Source organism: Mesorhizobium sp. 1M-11, from assembly GCF_001303895.1.
Lineage (GTDB): Bacteria > Pseudomonadota > Alphaproteobacteria > Rhizobiales > Rhizobiaceae > Mesorhizobium.
Window position 1 is genome coordinate 1 of record NZ_LJSD01000052.1, and the last position, 15,362, is coordinate 15,362.

Sequence of the window (15,362 nt, forward strand, 5' to 3'; positions counted from 1 at the left end):
GAGTTTAGTAAAAGGAACAGGACTTATGTCCAGCATTCTGACCAACGCCGCCGCCTTGACCGCTCTTCAGAGCCTCAATGCAACCAACAAGAACCTGACCGTCACCCAGGGCCGCATCGCCACCGGCATGCGCGTCGCCGAGGCCGCCGACAACGCCGCCTACTGGTCGATCGCCACCACCATGCGTTCCGACAACAAGGCTAACTCGGTCGTGCAGGACGCGCTCGGCCTGGGCGCCGGCAAGGTTGACACCGCCTACACCGCCATGAACAAGGCGATCGACGTCGTCGACCAGATCAAGCAGAAGGTGCTGCTGGCCAAGACCTCCAGCGCGGCCGACCGCGAGCGCATCCAGACGGAAATCGGCAACCTGCAGTCCCAACTCAAGGACAACATCGCCGGTGCCAACTATGCTGGTTCGAACCTGCTGAAGACCGACTCGACCTCGACGACTGACACCAAGCTGACGGTCATGACCTCCTACAACCGCGATTCGGCTGGCAAGGTTACGACCGGCACGATCGACGTCGATTTCACGAACATCCGACTGATCGATTCGAACGCCGCCACCGGCGCTGTGGGAACTGGCATCCTGGACAAGGCGTTCTCGACGGGCGGCGCGTCGACTTTGGATCTGAAGGTTTCCGGCACGGGCGGTGCAAGCACTGCCGGCGATTTCGACGCCCTGCTCACCGGCATCGAAGCTGCCTTGAAGGGCATGGCCACCGGCGCTGCAGAACTCGGTGCTGCGAAGGCGCGCATCGACATGCAGAAGGACTTCGTTTCGAAGCTTTCGGACTCGATCGATCGCGGCGTCGGCCAGCTCGTTGACGCCGACATGAACAAGGAATCGACTCGCCTGCAGGCCCTCCAGGTCCAGCAGCAGCTCGGTATCCAGGCTCTGTCGATCGCCAACGGCTCGTCGCAGCAGATCCTGTCGCTCTTCCGCGGCTGATCCCGAACCTTCTCAGGCAACAACTTCATCTTTCGGGCCGCGCCAAAAGCGCGGCCCGATTTATTTTTCTTAACGTTTATCACTGCATTAGCTTTCCCTTTAATGAGCTGTTAACCATGACTGGTTAGCTATTGTTAACCACGTTGCTCCGTTCATCCGTTTCAAGGAGGCCAACGCTGGCGGTCCGTCATCGCGCGGGGAATGCGCGGCCATTCGAAGGGGAGTTACCTTGGCGAGCATCATGACCAACGCCTCGGCGCTGACAGCGCTGCAGAGCCTGAACGCCACCAACAAGGCGCTCGAACAGACGCAGTCGCGCATTTCCACCGGCTACCGCGTCTCGACCGCCTCCGACAACGCCGCGTACTGGTCGATCGCCACCACCATGCGTTCCGACAACAAGGCGAATTCCGTTGTCCAGGACGCGCTCGGTCTCGGCGCCGGCAAGGTCGACACGGCCTACACCGCAATGAACAAGGCGATCGAAGTCGTCGACGCCATCAAGCAGAAGATCCTGCTCGCAAAGGCTTCCGGCCCTGAGCAGCGCGGCAAGATCCAGGGCGATATCGAGTCTTTGCAGAAGCAGCTCGAGGACAATATCGCCGGTGCCAGCTATGCCGGCACGAACATGTTGAAGACCGATTCGAGCGTCAATGGCAGCCTCGACATCATTTCGTCCTACAACCGTGACTCGGCTGGCAAAGTCACCACCGGCACGATCAACATTCCGCTGGCCAACGTCCGGCTGATCGACGCGGGCACTGGCAAAGCGGGCATTCTGGATGCAACTGGCTCCGCCTCCACCAAGTCGCTGCTCACCATATCGGTTTCCGATCTCACCGGCGTGACCGGCACAGGCGAAACGGCCCAGTTCGACAACCTGCTCACCGACGTCGAAAAAGTGCTTGCCAAGATGGCCAGCGCCGCTTCTGAGCTCGGTGCCGCCAAGTCGCGCGTCGACATGCAGAAGGACTTCGTCTCGAAGCTCTCCGATTCGATCGATCGCGGCGTCGGCCAGCTCGTCGATGCCGACATGGACCGGGAATCGACAAAGCTTCAAGCGCTCCAGGTCCAGCAGCAGCTCGGCATCCAGGCTCTGTCGATCGCCAATGCCAGCGCCCAGAACATCCTGTCGCTGTTCAAGAGCTGATCGGTCGTCGATCCTTCCTCTTCCCGATCGGGCCGCGCCACCAGCGCGGCCCGATACCATTTTCGCACAAGCTTCAGCGTCTAGTGTTCCAGCGGGCAATCATGCAGGGACCCTCGACCCGTGCCGGAACAACTTAGAAGCATCGTCATCAATCTTCAGGATTTCGGCACCAAGCGGCTGGCCATCATGGCCGGCATCGCGCTTCTGACGCTCGCCGTCATCGGTGTCGCCTCGGTCTACCTCAACCGCCCAGCCTACGAGACGCTCTATGTCGGCCTCGAACGCTCCGACGTAAATCAGATCGGCATGGTGCTTTCCGAAGCTGGCATGAATTTCGACGTTGGCTCGGACGGCACCAGCGTTCTGGTACCGGTCGGCACCACCGCCAAGGCGCGCATGCTGTTGGCTGAAAAGGGCCTGCCGACCAGCGCCAATGCCGGCTACGAGCTGTTCGATAAGGTTGGTTCGCTCGGCCTCACCTCCTTCATGCAGCAGGTCACCCGCGTGCGTGCTCTGGAAGGTGAGATCGCCCGCACCATCCAGTCGCTGACAGGCGTGAAGGCAGCCCGCGTGCATATCGTCATGTCGGAGCGCGCCAATTTCCGCCGCGAGGAACAACAGCCTTCCGCTTCCGTGGTGATCCGCTATGCCGGCATCGACGGCAGCAAGGCCGCCATGTCGATCCGCCACCTGGTCTCCGCGGCTGTGCCCGGCCTCTCGGCCGAAAAGGTGACGGTGCTCGATTCCGCGGGCAACCTGCTCGCTGCTGGCGATGATCCCTCCAACAGCAGTGCCATCCGTTCACTCGGCGTCGAGCGCACTGTGGAGAGCCAGATCGAGGATAATATCCGTCGCGCGCTGACGCCCTATCTCGGCCCGGACAATTTCCGTGCCAGCGTCAAAGCCGACGTCAACACCGACACGCGCCAGACCGAAGAAACCATCTTCGATCCGGAATCGCGCGTCGAGCGCTCCGTCCAGACCGTCAAGGCGAACGAGAACAGCAATCAGCGCCAGGCCGCGACACCGGCCACGGTCGAACAGAATCTGCCGGAGACGCAGGCTGCCGCTTCCGACGGTCCGCAGTCGAGCTCGCAGAACGACCGCAAGGAAGAGATCACCAACTACGAGATCAATTCCAAGAAGATCGCCACGGTTTCCAACGGCTATTCGGTCACCAAGATGTCGATCGCCGTCGTCGTCAACCAGCAACGGCTGCTGTCGGTGATCGGTAAGGACGCCACGCCCGAGCAGATCACCCAACGCGTCGCCGACATCAAGAAGATGGTAGCCTCGGCCACCGGCCTCGATGAAAAGCGTGGCGACATCATCGATGTCTCGGCGGTCGAATTCATCGATGGCCTGGATGGGCAGGAACTCGCCTCGCCCGGTATCCTCGATGCCGTCGCAAGCTATACCGGCAGCCTGATCAATGCCGCCGCCTTCATCGTTGTCGTGTTCCTGGTCGCCTTCTTCGGCTTGCGGCCGATGGCTGCGGCGCTGACGAACAAGCCGGCAGCGCTTGCCGGCCCGAGCTTCGAGGATGTCCAGCGCTCACTGCCCAATCCGGACACCGCTGCCGAAGCGGAAGGACCGGCTCCGGCGCTGGCCGACAGCCGTCCGGCACCGCTCGATGATCTGCGCAGGAAACTGCGGCCGGCACCACAGGACAGGCTTGCCCGTATGGTCGACATCAACGAGGAGCGTACGGCCAACATCCTGCGCAAATGGACGGCCCAGGAAGCCGCGGGCTGATGCGACAGGCATCCCTTTCCGATCTGCTGCCCGATTTCGGTGCGCCGCCTCCCCATGGCAGCGTGCCGGTTCACACGCTTGCCGAGCCGCCCACCTTTGCTGACAGCCCTCCTGCGATCGATGTCGACAAGCTGATCGCGATGGCGGTTGCCAAGGCCGAGGACGCGCTCGAAGCCAGGCTGACGACGGCATTCACCGAACAGCTCGATGCCGAACGGCGGACGATGGCGGATGAAGCCACGGCGCTGGTCGAAGGGCTGGGCGGCGATATCGGCCAGGCAGTCGGCAATCACATGCGACAAACGGAACAACAGCTGCATGATTTGATGGGCGATGCACTCGCCCGCATCATTGGCGGCGTGTTGAGCGACGAATTGCAGAAACGCTCTCTCATCGCGCTGGAAAAAGTCATTCGCGACACGCTGGCGGATTCCGAAGCCGTCCGCATCGCCGTGCGCGGACCACTCTCTCTTTACGAGCCGTTGAAGGCTGCGCTCGGCAAACGAGCAGCGAGCCTGGATTTCACCGAGGCATCGGCGCTCGACTTGACCCTTGTCGTCAATGACACCGTCGTCGAAACACGCATGTCTGAATGGTCGGCAGCCCTGTCGGAGGTCCTCTCATGAGCACGGCAGGCGGCGCCGATCCGCGGCAGGAAATCATCATCGTCCGCCGCAACCATGACGACCACGACGACGCTCATCATGGTGGCGTCTGGAAGATCGCCTTCGCCGATTTCATGACCGCGATGATGTGCTTCTTCCTCGTCATGTGGTTGATCAACGCGGCAAACGAACAGACAAGGGCAGCCGTTGCGTCCTACTTCAACCCGGTTCCGCTGATCGACCGCAGCGCCAGCCGCAAGGGCTTGCAGGATATCGGCGATGGGCCCGACGAACCTGGCTACACCTCCAACGATCCGGTGGAAGGAACGACCAAGCAGGGTCACAACGGCAAGGGCAACCCCGGCACCGCGCAGGAAGAACAGAGCGGTCAAAACGAGAAACAAGACAAGGCCGCGGAGGCCAAGAACGCCGACGAGAAACTGTTCGCCGATCCTTATGCGGTTCTTGCCGAAATTGCCGCCGAGACCGGCACGCGGCAAAACGTCAGTACCAAAGGTGAGGGCGGAGCGCAGACGGCGGGGCCGGCCACCGGCGCGTCGGGCGGTGAATCCTATCGCGATCCGTTCGCTCCGGATTTCTGGTCACAGCAGATATCGACGCCCCTGCCCGAGGCGAGCGCCGAAACGGCGAAGGTGGAAAACCAGCCCCAGAAGCCGGGAGAGGCGGCCAGCAAGGATCAGCCAACCGGCAAGGAAGAAGCCGCGGCCAAGGACCCTTCCATGGCCAAGGTCGAGAAGAATGACGAGCTTGAATCCGCCAAGCAGGACAAGGCTCCGACTGCAACCACAAAGAAGGCTGCCGAAGAGGTCAAGAAGAAGATCGCCGAGGCTTTCAAGCCGGGCGAGGCAATCGCCGATGGCGTCAGCGTCGAGGCCACAGACAAGGGCGTCGTCATTTCCGTTACCGACAGCTTCAATTTCGGCATGTTCGAAATCGGCTCGGCCATGCCGCGCCGCGAACTCGTGCTCGCGATGGAAAAGATCGGCCGCATCGTCAAGGAACAGAAAGGCACGGTTGCCATCCAGGGTCATACCGACGCCCGTCCCTTCCGCGGCGGTTACGACAACTGGCGGCTTTCCACCGCACGCGCACACTCGGCCTATTATATGCTGGTGCGCGGAGGCCTGGATGAAAGCCGCATCAAGGAGGTCGCGGGTTTCGCCGACCGCGAACCGAAAAACAAGGCAGACCCGCTCGCCGCCGTCAACCGGCGCATCGAGATCCTGCTGGAGACCGGGGGGTGATCCGCGTCGCGCGCATCGGCGTCGCGGGGCTCATCTTGCTTGGCATGGGCATGGCGACGACCGCCCTCGCCCAGAATCCGTTGCAGCCCTACCAGATGGTGCGCTCCCTGCAGCTCGTGCAGGACAGGCTGGCCTCGGGCGACCATGCCGCGCTGCCCATGCAAAACAAGCTGCTCGAAATGGTCGATGCGCGTTTCCGGGCATCGAAACCCGACGACTTCAAGGAACCCAGGAACCTGCGTGCCCTGCTGGTTTACGGTATGAGCGGCGGCAATCCGGCAACGGTCAGGGATGTAACCCGCCGCGCCCAGCTCGATGAGACCAACCAGGCGATCGTCGATGGCATTCTGGACTATCTCGGCGGCCAGCCTGGCCCGGCAATCGAAGCATTGCAGGCGGTCGATCCGATGACGCTGTCGCCTGACGTCGGCGCCTTCGTGGCCTTGATCAAGGGATCTCTGCTTGCGGCAGAGGATCCCGTTCAGGCGCTGACGCTGCTCGATCAGGCCCGCCTGCTCAGTCCTGGCACGCTGGTGGAGGAAGCCGCACTGCGCCGTTCTGTAGCCATCACCACGACCAATGGCGACGCGGCTCGGTTTGCACAGGCCTCCACACAATATGTCGAACGCTATCTGCTCTCACCTTACGCCAGCCAGTTCGCCGACAGTTTTGTCGCCGGTGTGGTTACGCTGCATATGGCGCTGAGCCAGGATAAATTGCCCGACATCACTTCGATGATGGATAAGGAGCGCGAACGCGTCATCTATCTGCGTATCGCGCGCCGCGCTGCCATCGATGGATTGAACGATCTGTCCGCCTTCGCATCAGCAAGGGCCATCCCGCAGGATAAGGGTGCAACCAAGACGGACGATCCACGCGCCGAACTCTACGCCAGCTTGTCCAGCATCACGTCGGCGACGGTCGATGACATTCGCGCCAAGCTGAAGACGATCGACCGAAGCCGCTTGTCGCCGAGTGACCGTTCCCTGCTCGACGCTGCCCAGCAGATTACCCAGGAAGTCGTTGCACCACCGATACCGGCGGTTTTCGATCAGCCGCCTTCCATCGCGCGGGCCTCCGCCAAATCGGAACCGGCTACGAAGCGCGTGGACAGCGCGGCCGACAACGACTCCGACCTGCCGCCGGTCGAAGACGCAGTGTCGGAGCGGCCAGCAACCGAGGCAGTTGCCGAGCCCGCGGAAAAACCCGCACCTGCCCAGCAGGACGCTGCGGTTCAGCCGCCGCCTGCAACCCTGTTGCCGGCATCCGCGAATGCCGGTTCGGACACCACCGACGCTGCGATCGCGGATACGAAACGCAAACTCGGCAAGATAGATCTTCTACTGGGAGCTTCACCTCAATGACTGCAAGCCTTGGTCAGAACCTTCTAGGCGTCCCGCTGCAGCGGACCGGTGGGCAGCAATCCGGCGGCAAGGCCGGTGAAAACGGCCCAGCTTTCGATGATCTGCTCACCCATCGCGAGACGACAAGCAAGGACAGGGTAACCCAACACGCAACGCATGGCTCGCATTGGGAAAGGATCCGTGCCGACATCACTTTCGCTAACGGCGAACGTGCTGCCGGACAGGTTGGGGAAAGCAAAGCCAGGATCGATGAAGAGGGCGATGACGAACAGGCAGACGACAAACAATCGGCCGACACCCACGATCAAACGGCGGATGCGCGCGACCACTTGCCCCTGTTTTTGAACCTGCACGGTTTGGGACGATCCGACAACCGGGGCGAACCGGATACGGCGGAAACGGAAGCCGATCCTCTTGCAGACAAGGCAAAGCGGGCGGCTGACGTGCGGGGAACAAAGGATGCCGATACCGGTCAAAGCGACAACGAACAGTCGCCGACAATCCATGTCGAGCGATCCACCGCAAGGCGCGGAACAGGCGGCGTGCAGGCGGCCAACACGCAGAACCTCACCGGCGGTGCGTCTGCAGAAAATGCCACTGCATCCGCCGGCTCCGCCGTCGGGGAAGCCGAGCTTGGCGGCAGGGGGGCAACACCGGTTGAACCGTCGGAGACCGAAACCAACGGCCGCCGGGCTTCCAGCGAGGCCTTGAAGCAATCGGGCGGATCACGGGCATCGGTGGTGGCCGAACAGAACTACCCTGCGCCCGCTCTCCAGCACGCCAGCCAGGCATCGCGCGACGTCATCGATGCAATCGCGAGCAATGGCGCACCCGCCAGGACGGCATCGACCGCCGCCATGGGCGCCCAAAATGGCTCTCCTGTTGCAGTTCCGGCACACATATTGAAGATCGAATTGCATCCGGCGGAGCTCGGAGCCGTTACCGCCAATCTGCGTCTTGCCGGCGAGCAACTGTCGATTGAGATCAAGCCCGAAACCTACGAAGCACACCGTCGATTGAGCTCGGACAGCGAGGCCATCGTGAAGTCGCTGAAGTCGCTCGGCTTCGACATCGACAAGGTAACGATCCTGCAACCCTCGATAGCAGCAACACCAGCTGCGCGCGGAGACGCGCCGCAAGCTGGGACGGCTCCCGGACGCGATCAATCTTCCTTTCAGCCAGGCAACTCCGGCGGGAATGGCGATGGCATGAGCGGGCAGTCAGGAAGGAACCGCGGCGATGACAGGCAGCAGGACCAGCGTCCGGCGCAATCTTCTCATGAGCGTTCTGGCAGCGGCCTGTTTATCTAGCACGCTCGTCGCCCGGACAGCCCTGGCTGCTGCCAACCCTTGCGAAGCGGAAATCCTGCGGGCGGCGGACCGCTATCGGATTCCTGCCGGCATCCTCTATGCCGTGGGACTGACGGAGACGGGTAACAAAGGCAGCCTGCAACCCAATGCCTTGAATATAGAAGGAAAAGCTGTCTTTCCTCGTTCGCGTTCGGAGGCCCTCCTGACCTTCGAGGCTGCACGGCGCGAGGGCAAGTCGCTGATTGATCTCGGCTGCATGCAGATCAATCATCGCTATCATGGCGATCAGTTCCGCAGCATCGAGGACATGCTCGATCCGCGCCGCAACGTCGACTATGCAGCGCGCTTCCTCGCGCAACTGCATGCACGGCATGAGACCTGGTCCATGGCCGTGGCGCGCTATCATGCTGGACCCAACAACGATCCCGCCCAGAAGCGCTACGTCTGTCGTGTGATCGCCAATATGGTCGCGGTCGGCTTCGGCAAATGGACAGCCAACGCGCGCGATTTCTGCACCCGATAGGTTGTATTCGCAATGATGCGAGGAGCACGCTTTCGCGGCGTGAGGGAACACTCTTTTTGTCGACGGATCCGGTTCGGATCGCCATCAGATTGTACGCGGTACAACCACCGCGATTCCCGACTCCCAAGAAACCAGTCACAAGAAATGACGGTTGGTCAGGATTCGTGAGGAGGACTACGCCTTTCCGCACGGGGCAGATGAACTGATTCGGGGGCTGGGCGATGATCGTAATCGTGGACGAACGAGAACTTGTGACCGATGGTTACAGCTCGATGTTCGGTCGGGAAGGTGTGGCAAGCGCCGGTTTCGCGCCGAGCGAATTCGACGCCTGGGTTTCCAGTGCACCCGAGGACGATCTGAAATCGGTTCGAGCCTTCCTGATCGGCGATTGCCGCGAGGGCGCCGTCTCCCCGCGACAGATCAGGGACCGCAGCGGCGCTCCCGTTATCGCGCTGAGCGAACACAATTCCCTCGAAAACACCTTGCGCCTTTTCGAATCCGGCGTCGACGACGTCGTGCGCAAACCGGTACACATCCGCGAAATCCTGGCGCGCATCAGTGCGATCCGTCGCCGCGCTCATGAGGACGCCTCCTTCACCGAAATCGGAGCGATGCGCATCTTCATGGATGGCCGCGATCCCGAGATCGACGGCGAGCCGATGCCTCTGCCGCGTCGAGAGCGCCGCATCCTCGAATACCTGGCCAGCAACCGGGGTCGACGGGTCACCAAGACGCAGGTCTTCAATGCCATCTATGGAATCTTCGACGAAGAGGTCGAGGAGAATGTGGTGGAGAGCCACATCTCCAAACTGCGCAAGAAGCTGCGCGAGCGGCTCGGCCACGACCCGATCGATTCCAAACGCTTCCTCGGTTACCGGCTGGTCGCCTGATGCGCCCGATCGCGGCGCGCGCCAGCCTCGCGCAAGACAACACGGTTAGCGTGGCCAGCGACACCATGCGCATAACGGAGACGTTGCGATGAGCCTCTATGGAATGATGCGGACCGGCGTTTCCGGCATGAACGCCCAAGCAAACCGCCTGTCCACCGTCGCCGACAACATCGCCAATTCCGACACCACCGGCTACAAACGCTCGTCGATCGAGTTCTCCAGCCTGGTGATGCCGACCACCGGTGGCGCCTACAATTCGGGGGGCGTCAATTCGACGATCCGCACCGCGATCACCGATCGCGGCGATCTGAAGGGCACGACATCGGTCTCCGACCTCGCGATCCGCGGCGACGGTTTCTTCGTGGTGCAGGATTCGTCTGGCACCCCTTACATGACCCGGGCCGGTTCTTTCGTGCCGGACGCCCAGGGCAGACTGGTCAATGCCGCCGGCTACCAGCTGATGGCCTACAGCTACGAAAACGGCGTCCCGGCCGCGACGGTCAATGGTTTCCAGGGTCTCGTCCCCGTCCAGATTTCCGAAGGCAAGATGACGGCGGCTCCTTCCACCTCGGGTACTTTCAGCGGCAACCTGCCTTCTGGGGCCGACGCGATCGTCGCGCCGGCAACAGCGCCTTCCGGCAACGCTGCAACCGCTAAATACACCAACAAATCGTCGATGGTCGTCTATGACAATCTCGGCAACAAGGTGATGGTCGACATCTACTTCACCAAGACGGCAGCCGGAACCTGGGACGTGGCTGTTTTCGATCAGTCGAAGGCTGCAGCCGGCGGACCATTCCCCTACACGAGCGGCCCGCTGACGAGCGCTACGCTTAACTTCGACGGCACCGGCAAACTGACCGGCACGGATAGCGTTACCTTCACTGTTCCTGGCGGCGCATCGCTCAAGCTCGACCTCAAGGGCCTCAGCCAGATCGGCACCGGCTACACTGCCACCGGCCAGGTCAACGGCAACGGGCCAAGCAACATCGAGAAGGTGACGATCGGCAAGGACGGCACCATCTACGCCCAGTATCAGGACGGCTCGACCAAGCCGCTCTACAAGATCCCGCTGGCGGACGTGCCAAGCCCCGACCGGCTGATCCAGCAGTCCGGCAACGTCTTCACGCAAAGCCCGGATTCGGGCGACGTGCAGATCGGTTTCGCCGGCGAGGGCAAGCGCGGCGAGATCATTTCCGGTGCGCTTGAAAACTCGAATGTCGATATCGCCGAGGAACTCACCAACATGATCTCCTCGCAGCGCAGCTATACGGCCAATTCGAAGGTGTTCCAGACCGGTTCCGAACTGATGGACATCCTCGTCAACCTGAAGAGATGAGACGCGGCTCAGAAGCCCGGTCGATGGTCGACCGGGCTTCGGCCGCATCACAGCCTGAAAGACCCGCATGTCGTTGTCATCCGCACTCAGCATCGCCCAGTCCTCGCTCAAGGCAACGTCGCGGCAGACAAGCATCGTCTCGCGCAACGTCGCGGATGCCTCCAATCCGGATTATTCGCGCCGCATCGCGGTCCTCTCCTATACCGACACCGGCGTCAGCGCGGTCAAAATCCACCGTGCTGCCAACGAACTGCTGTTTCGGCAAAATCTCAGCGCCCTTTCATCCTGGAGCGGACAGGCGACGCTCGCCCAGGGCATGGACCGGCTCGAACTGCAGGTGAACGGCGTCGACAATGCCTCATCGATTTCTGCCGCGATCGGCGGTCTGCAGAAGGCACTCCAGCTCTATGCCACCACGCCGTCGAACCAGAATCTCGGCACCAGCGTGATCGAGTCGGCGCGCCAGGTCATCCGTTCCCTCAACGACGGCACCAAGGCGATCCAGGACTTCCGCACCAAGACCGATGGCGAGATCACCACTGCCGTCAACGATATCAACGATCTCCTCAAGCAGTTCGAAGTCGCCAACCAGGCCGTCATCAACGGCACACGCTCGGGCGAGGACGTCTCCGATGCGCTCGACCAGCGCGATGCAGTGTTGAAGAAGCTCTCGGAATTCATTCCGATCTCCACCTACACCCGCGGCGACAACGATATGGTCATCACCACCGGTGACGGCACGACGTTGTTCGAGACCATTCCGCGATCGGTGACCTTCACGCCTTCCGCCGGCTACACGCCAGGCGTGGTCGGTGGCCAGATCTACATCGACAAAGTGCCGATGAAGGTTTCCGCCACAACTGAAGCGTCCGGCAAGCTCGCCGGGATGCTGCAGCTGCGCGACCACGTCACCGTCACCATGCAGCGGCAACTGGACGAAACCGCCCGCGGTCTCATAACGGCATTTGCCGAGACTGCCCCTAGCCAGCCGGACGCTGTCGGCCTTTTCACCTGGCCTGGCGCTCCGGGCATCCCACCGGCCGGCACGCTGATCAACGGGCTCGCGGGAACGATCAAGATCAATGCTGCGGTCGATCCGGCTGCCGGTGGCAATCCGGTTCTGTTGCGCGATGGCGGCATCAATGGCGCGGTCTACCGCACCAACCCCGATCCGGTCGGCAGCGGCGCGTCCTATGCCGACAGGCTGATCGCCTACGGCGAAAAACTCACCAAGCCGATGGCCTTCGATCCGAACGCCGGCATCACCGCGAATTCCAGTGTCGTCTCGTATGCCGCCAGCTCCATCGGCTGGTTCGAAGGTGTGCGGCAGCAGGCCTCGAACCTCGCCGATACCAAGGAAGCGCTGGCGCAGCGCACCGGCGAAGCCCTCTCCAACGCCACCGGCGTCAATGTCGACAACGAGATGTCGCAGATGCTGGATCTCGAACACACTTACCAGGCATCCGCCCGCATCCTGACCACCGTCAACCAGATGCTCGATGCCCTCCTCGCCGCGGTGAAATAAGTCATGAAGACCACCTCCGTTTCGTCATCCGCCATGTCCAACGCGATGCGCTATTCGCAATCGCGCATGCAGGTCGAACTTGTGAAGCGTCAGAAGGAACTGGACACGCTGCGCGTCGCCGATCTCGGCCTGGCGCTCGGCGCCCGCACTTCGCAATCGGTCACTTTCGCGCGCGACCTGGAACGACTGAACACCATCGTCGATTCCAACAAGCTGATCTCGTCGCGGCTGTCGACCACGCAGGACGCACTCGGCAAGCTCGGCGACGCTGCGCAGAAGCTTCTGACCGCGGTCAGCACCGCCGTAGGCGGCGATCCGGGCTCGAACGTGACGCGCGATGCCGGCAAGGCCGCACTGCAGTCGATGACCTCGATCCTGAATTCCAGCCTCAACGGCGAGTATCTGTTTTCGGGCACCAACACCGACGTAAAGCCGATCAACGACTATACGGCTTCCTCGGCCGCGAAAGCCGCGTTCGATGCAGCCTTCAACGCCAGCTTCCCCAATCCGCCGACTGATCCGGCCGACATCACGGCAACGCAGATCAACGACTTCATAACCAACGTCGTGACGCCGCAATTCATGGGACCGGACTGGAAGACCAACTGGTCGAATGCCACCGACCAGCAGATCGTCAGCCGTATCTCTCTGAACGAAACGACCGAGACCTCCGTCAGCGCCAACACCGATGGCGTGAAGAAGCTCGCGATGGCAGCAACCATCGTCAACGAACTCTTCTCGCGCAACCTCAATGCCGATGCCAAGAAGGCCGTTGCACAGCAGGCGATAACGTTGACCGGCGAAGCCCTCGGCAGCATCGCGCAAACCCAGTCGCAAGCTGGTATCATCGAGCAGCGGGTGACCGATGCGAGCGACCGCATGAACGCGCAGATCAAGCTGTTCGAAAAACATGTTATCGATCTTGAGGGTATCGACGAGTACGAAGCCGCCAACCGTGTCAACGATCTGATGTCGCATATCCAGACTTCGTTTGCGCTCACGGCGCGCATCCAGCAGCTCAGCCTGATCAACTTCCTGAAGTAACCGGCGATCGGATAAGCGATGTATCAATTCTCCTACGCCGACATCCAGACGGACTCCGTAGCGGACGCCAAGGACCGCGAACGACACTTGTTGTCGCGGTCGATCGACCTTCTGATTGATGCCGCCAATGCGGGCAGCGATTCCATGCAGGCGGTGGAAGCCCTGCATTTCACCAACCGCGTGTGGACGGCTCTGCTCGAGGACCTCTCCTCGGACGAAAACTCTCTTCCGAAAGAGTTGCGCGCCAATTTGATTTCGATCGGCATGTGGCTGCTGCGCGAAACCGAGGATATCCGCCAGGGCCGCTCAAACAATTTCGACGGGCTGATCGAAGTCTCGCAGATCATCCGGGACGGCATTCAATGACGCCGTCCAAGAGCACCTTAAAGCTCTCGCTGAAACCGGGAGAGCGCATCTATCTGAACGGCGCCGTCGTCCGCGTCGACCGCAAGGTCACCTTGGAACTGCTGAACGATGTCCAGTTTCTGCTGGAAGGCCATGTCCTTCAGGCAGAAGAGGCCTCAACGCCGCTCAGGCAGCTCTATTTCGTGGCGCAGATCATGCTGATCAATCCACAAGGAGCCGAGGAGGCACGCGAGATGTTCCGTCATTCGCTGCCGCTGCTGCTCGCCTCCTTCCATAATGAGCGCATTCGCTCGACGCTGAAGGATGTCGACCGAATGGTCTCGGAAGGTCACGTCTACGAAGCGCTGCGGGCGATCCGTTCGCTCTATCCGCTGGAAAAGCTGGCGTTGGATGCAAACGAGAATGAACCCCAGGACGCCCCGCGTCCGCTGGCAGTGGGAGCACGCTGATCATGGCCGTCGACATGAATGTCAACAACAACGTCGGCAACACGCCGCAGACGCAGCAGCAGTCGAAGACCTCGGTCGACTACCAGTCCTTCCTGAAGCTTTTGATGGCGCAGATGAAGAACCAGGACCCGACCAAGCCGATGGACTCGACCGAGTATGTCGCGCAGCTCGCCCAGTTCTCGCAGGTCGAGCAGTCGGTGCAGATGAACACCAAGCTGGAATACATCCTCCAGTCCTCGGCGCTTTCACAGGCCGACTCCCTCATCGGCCGCCAACTGACCTCCGCTGACGGCAACACCACCGGCGTGGTCAAGGAAGTGCGGCTGGCCAGTGACGGGCTGATCGCCGTTCTGGCCGACGGCAAGGAAGTGCCGGTGCTGCCCGGCGTCGTCGTCAAGCAGGCGCCGGCGGCGGCCTAGGGGCACGGGCAATGAACGAGGCCGACGCGCTCGATATCGTCCAGTTCGCCGTCTGGACGGTGCTGACGGCATCGGCCCCCGTCGTGCTGGTCGCCATGGTGGTAGGCATTGGCATCGCCCTCATCCAGGCGCTTACCCAGATCCAGGAAATCACGCTCACCTTCGTGCCGAAGATCGTTGCCATCATGCTCGTGGTGGCGCTGACCGGTCCCTTCGTGGGCGGCCAGATCTCGGCCTTCACCAACGTCGTCTTCGAGCGTATCCAGAACGGCTTCTGACCCCGTCGACCTTGGTCGACCCTGGCGGGATTCTATCCCCAGCCTGGACCAGTCCATTTTCCAAAAGCCATTCGCCTTTTCCGCAGTCTCGTCTAACTTTGTCGGCAAACGCCGCCGACGAGAGC

At 61.7% G+C, this 15,362-nt stretch carries 17 protein-coding genes; 16 read left to right on the forward strand and 1 reads right to left on the reverse strand.

Annotated elements, in window-relative coordinates:
* Positions 1–25 precede the first annotated feature (25 nt).
* The 6 genes from AO692_RS23245 to AO692_RS23270 all read left to right on the forward strand — a co-directional run bounded on the left by AO692_RS23245 (position 26) and on the right by AO692_RS23270 (position 7,094).
* Positions 26–955, forward strand: a complete 930-nt coding sequence (locus AO692_RS23245) for a flagellin (protein ID WP_054308467.1) — start codon at positions 26–28, stop codon at positions 953–955.
* 229 nt (positions 956–1,184) lie between these two features.
* Positions 1,185–2,105 (forward strand): flagellin, encoded by a 921-nt coding sequence (locus AO692_RS23250; RefSeq protein ID WP_054312449.1) that lies wholly within the window; start codon positions 1,185–1,187, stop codon positions 2,103–2,105.
* 120 nt (positions 2,106–2,225) lie between these two features.
* On the forward strand, positions 2,226–3,860 hold the full coding sequence (fliF, locus tag AO692_RS23255) for a flagellar basal-body MS-ring/collar protein FliF (protein ID WP_054312450.1): 1,635 nt from the start codon (positions 2,226–2,228) through the stop codon (positions 3,858–3,860).
* Positions 3,860–4,486, forward strand: a complete 627-nt coding sequence (locus AO692_RS23260) for a hypothetical protein (RefSeq protein ID WP_054312451.1) — start codon at positions 3,860–3,862, stop codon at positions 4,484–4,486. The genes fliF and AO692_RS23260 overlap by 1 nt, the downstream gene beginning before the upstream one ends.
* Positions 4,483–5,730 carry a MotB family protein gene (locus tag AO692_RS23265; RefSeq protein ID WP_054312452.1) on the forward strand — a complete coding sequence of 416 codons (1,248 nt, stop codon included), beginning with the start codon at positions 4,483–4,485 and terminating at the stop codon, positions 5,728–5,730. Before AO692_RS23260 ends, AO692_RS23265 begins: the two co-directional genes overlap by 4 nt.
* Positions 5,727–7,094: a chemotaxis protein MotC gene (locus AO692_RS23270; RefSeq protein WP_244483461.1), complete on the forward strand. Its 1,368-nt coding sequence runs from the start codon at positions 5,727–5,729 to the stop codon at positions 7,092–7,094. Before AO692_RS23265 ends, AO692_RS23270 begins: the two co-directional genes overlap by 4 nt.
* A 23-nt stretch (positions 7,095–7,117) precedes the next feature.
* Here AO692_RS23270 and AO692_RS33750 read toward each other — a convergent pair whose 3' ends face one another.
* On the reverse strand, positions 7,118–7,447 hold the full coding sequence (locus AO692_RS33750) for a hypothetical protein (RefSeq protein ID WP_244483462.1): 330 nt from the start codon (positions 7,445–7,447) through the stop codon (positions 7,118–7,120).
* Between the two features lie 90 nt (positions 7,448–7,537).
* Between AO692_RS33750 and AO692_RS23275 the strand changes: the two genes are divergently transcribed.
* The 10 genes from AO692_RS23275 (at position 7,538) to fliQ (ending at position 15,237) form a co-directional block, all read left to right on the forward strand.
* Positions 7,538–8,404 carry a flagellar hook-length control protein FliK gene (locus AO692_RS23275; RefSeq protein ID WP_244483463.1) on the forward strand — a complete coding sequence of 289 codons (867 nt, stop codon included), beginning with the start codon at positions 7,538–7,540 and terminating at the stop codon, positions 8,402–8,404.
* Complete coding sequence (locus AO692_RS23280) at positions 8,373–8,927, forward strand: transglycosylase SLT domain-containing protein (protein ID WP_054312454.1); 555 nt, start codon at positions 8,373–8,375, stop codon at positions 8,925–8,927. Before AO692_RS23275 ends, AO692_RS23280 begins: the two co-directional genes overlap by 32 nt.
* 221 nt (positions 8,928–9,148) lie before the next feature.
* Positions 9,149–9,817 (forward strand): response regulator transcription factor, encoded by a 669-nt coding sequence (locus AO692_RS23285; protein WP_054312455.1) that lies wholly within the window; start codon positions 9,149–9,151, stop codon positions 9,815–9,817.
* 88 nt (positions 9,818–9,905) lie between these two features.
* Complete coding sequence (locus AO692_RS23290; protein ID WP_054312456.1) at positions 9,906–11,156, forward strand: flagellar hook protein FlgE; 1,251 nt, start codon at positions 9,906–9,908, stop codon at positions 11,154–11,156.
* A gap of 67 nt (positions 11,157–11,223) precedes the next feature.
* A complete protein-coding gene (gene flgK / locus AO692_RS23295) occupies positions 11,224–12,681 on the forward strand; it encodes a flagellar hook-associated protein FlgK (protein WP_054312457.1) in 1,458 nt (485 codons plus the stop codon).
* 3 nt (positions 12,682–12,684) lie between these two features.
* A complete protein-coding gene (locus tag AO692_RS23300; protein ID WP_054312458.1) occupies positions 12,685–13,725 on the forward strand; it encodes a flagellar hook-associated family protein in 1,041 nt (346 codons plus the stop codon).
* Positions 13,726–13,743: 18 nt separating this feature from the next.
* A complete protein-coding gene (gene flaF / locus AO692_RS23305; RefSeq protein ID WP_054312459.1) occupies positions 13,744–14,091 on the forward strand; it encodes a flagellar biosynthesis regulator FlaF in 348 nt (115 codons plus the stop codon).
* Entirely contained in the window at positions 14,088–14,540 is a 453-nt protein-coding gene (gene flbT / locus AO692_RS23310) for a flagellar biosynthesis repressor FlbT (RefSeq protein WP_054312460.1), read from the forward strand. The genes flaF and flbT overlap by 4 nt, the downstream gene beginning before the upstream one ends.
* A 14-nt stretch (positions 14,541–14,554) precedes the next feature.
* Complete coding sequence (gene flgD / locus AO692_RS23315) at positions 14,555–14,959, forward strand: flagellar hook assembly protein FlgD (protein WP_152979946.1); 405 nt, start codon at positions 14,555–14,557, stop codon at positions 14,957–14,959.
* Positions 14,960–14,970: 11 nt separating this feature from the next.
* Positions 14,971–15,237, forward strand: coding sequence for a flagellar biosynthesis protein FliQ (gene fliQ / locus AO692_RS23320; protein WP_054312462.1), 267 nt, complete (start codon positions 14,971–14,973; stop codon positions 15,235–15,237).
* Positions 15,238–15,362 lie beyond the last annotated feature (125 nt).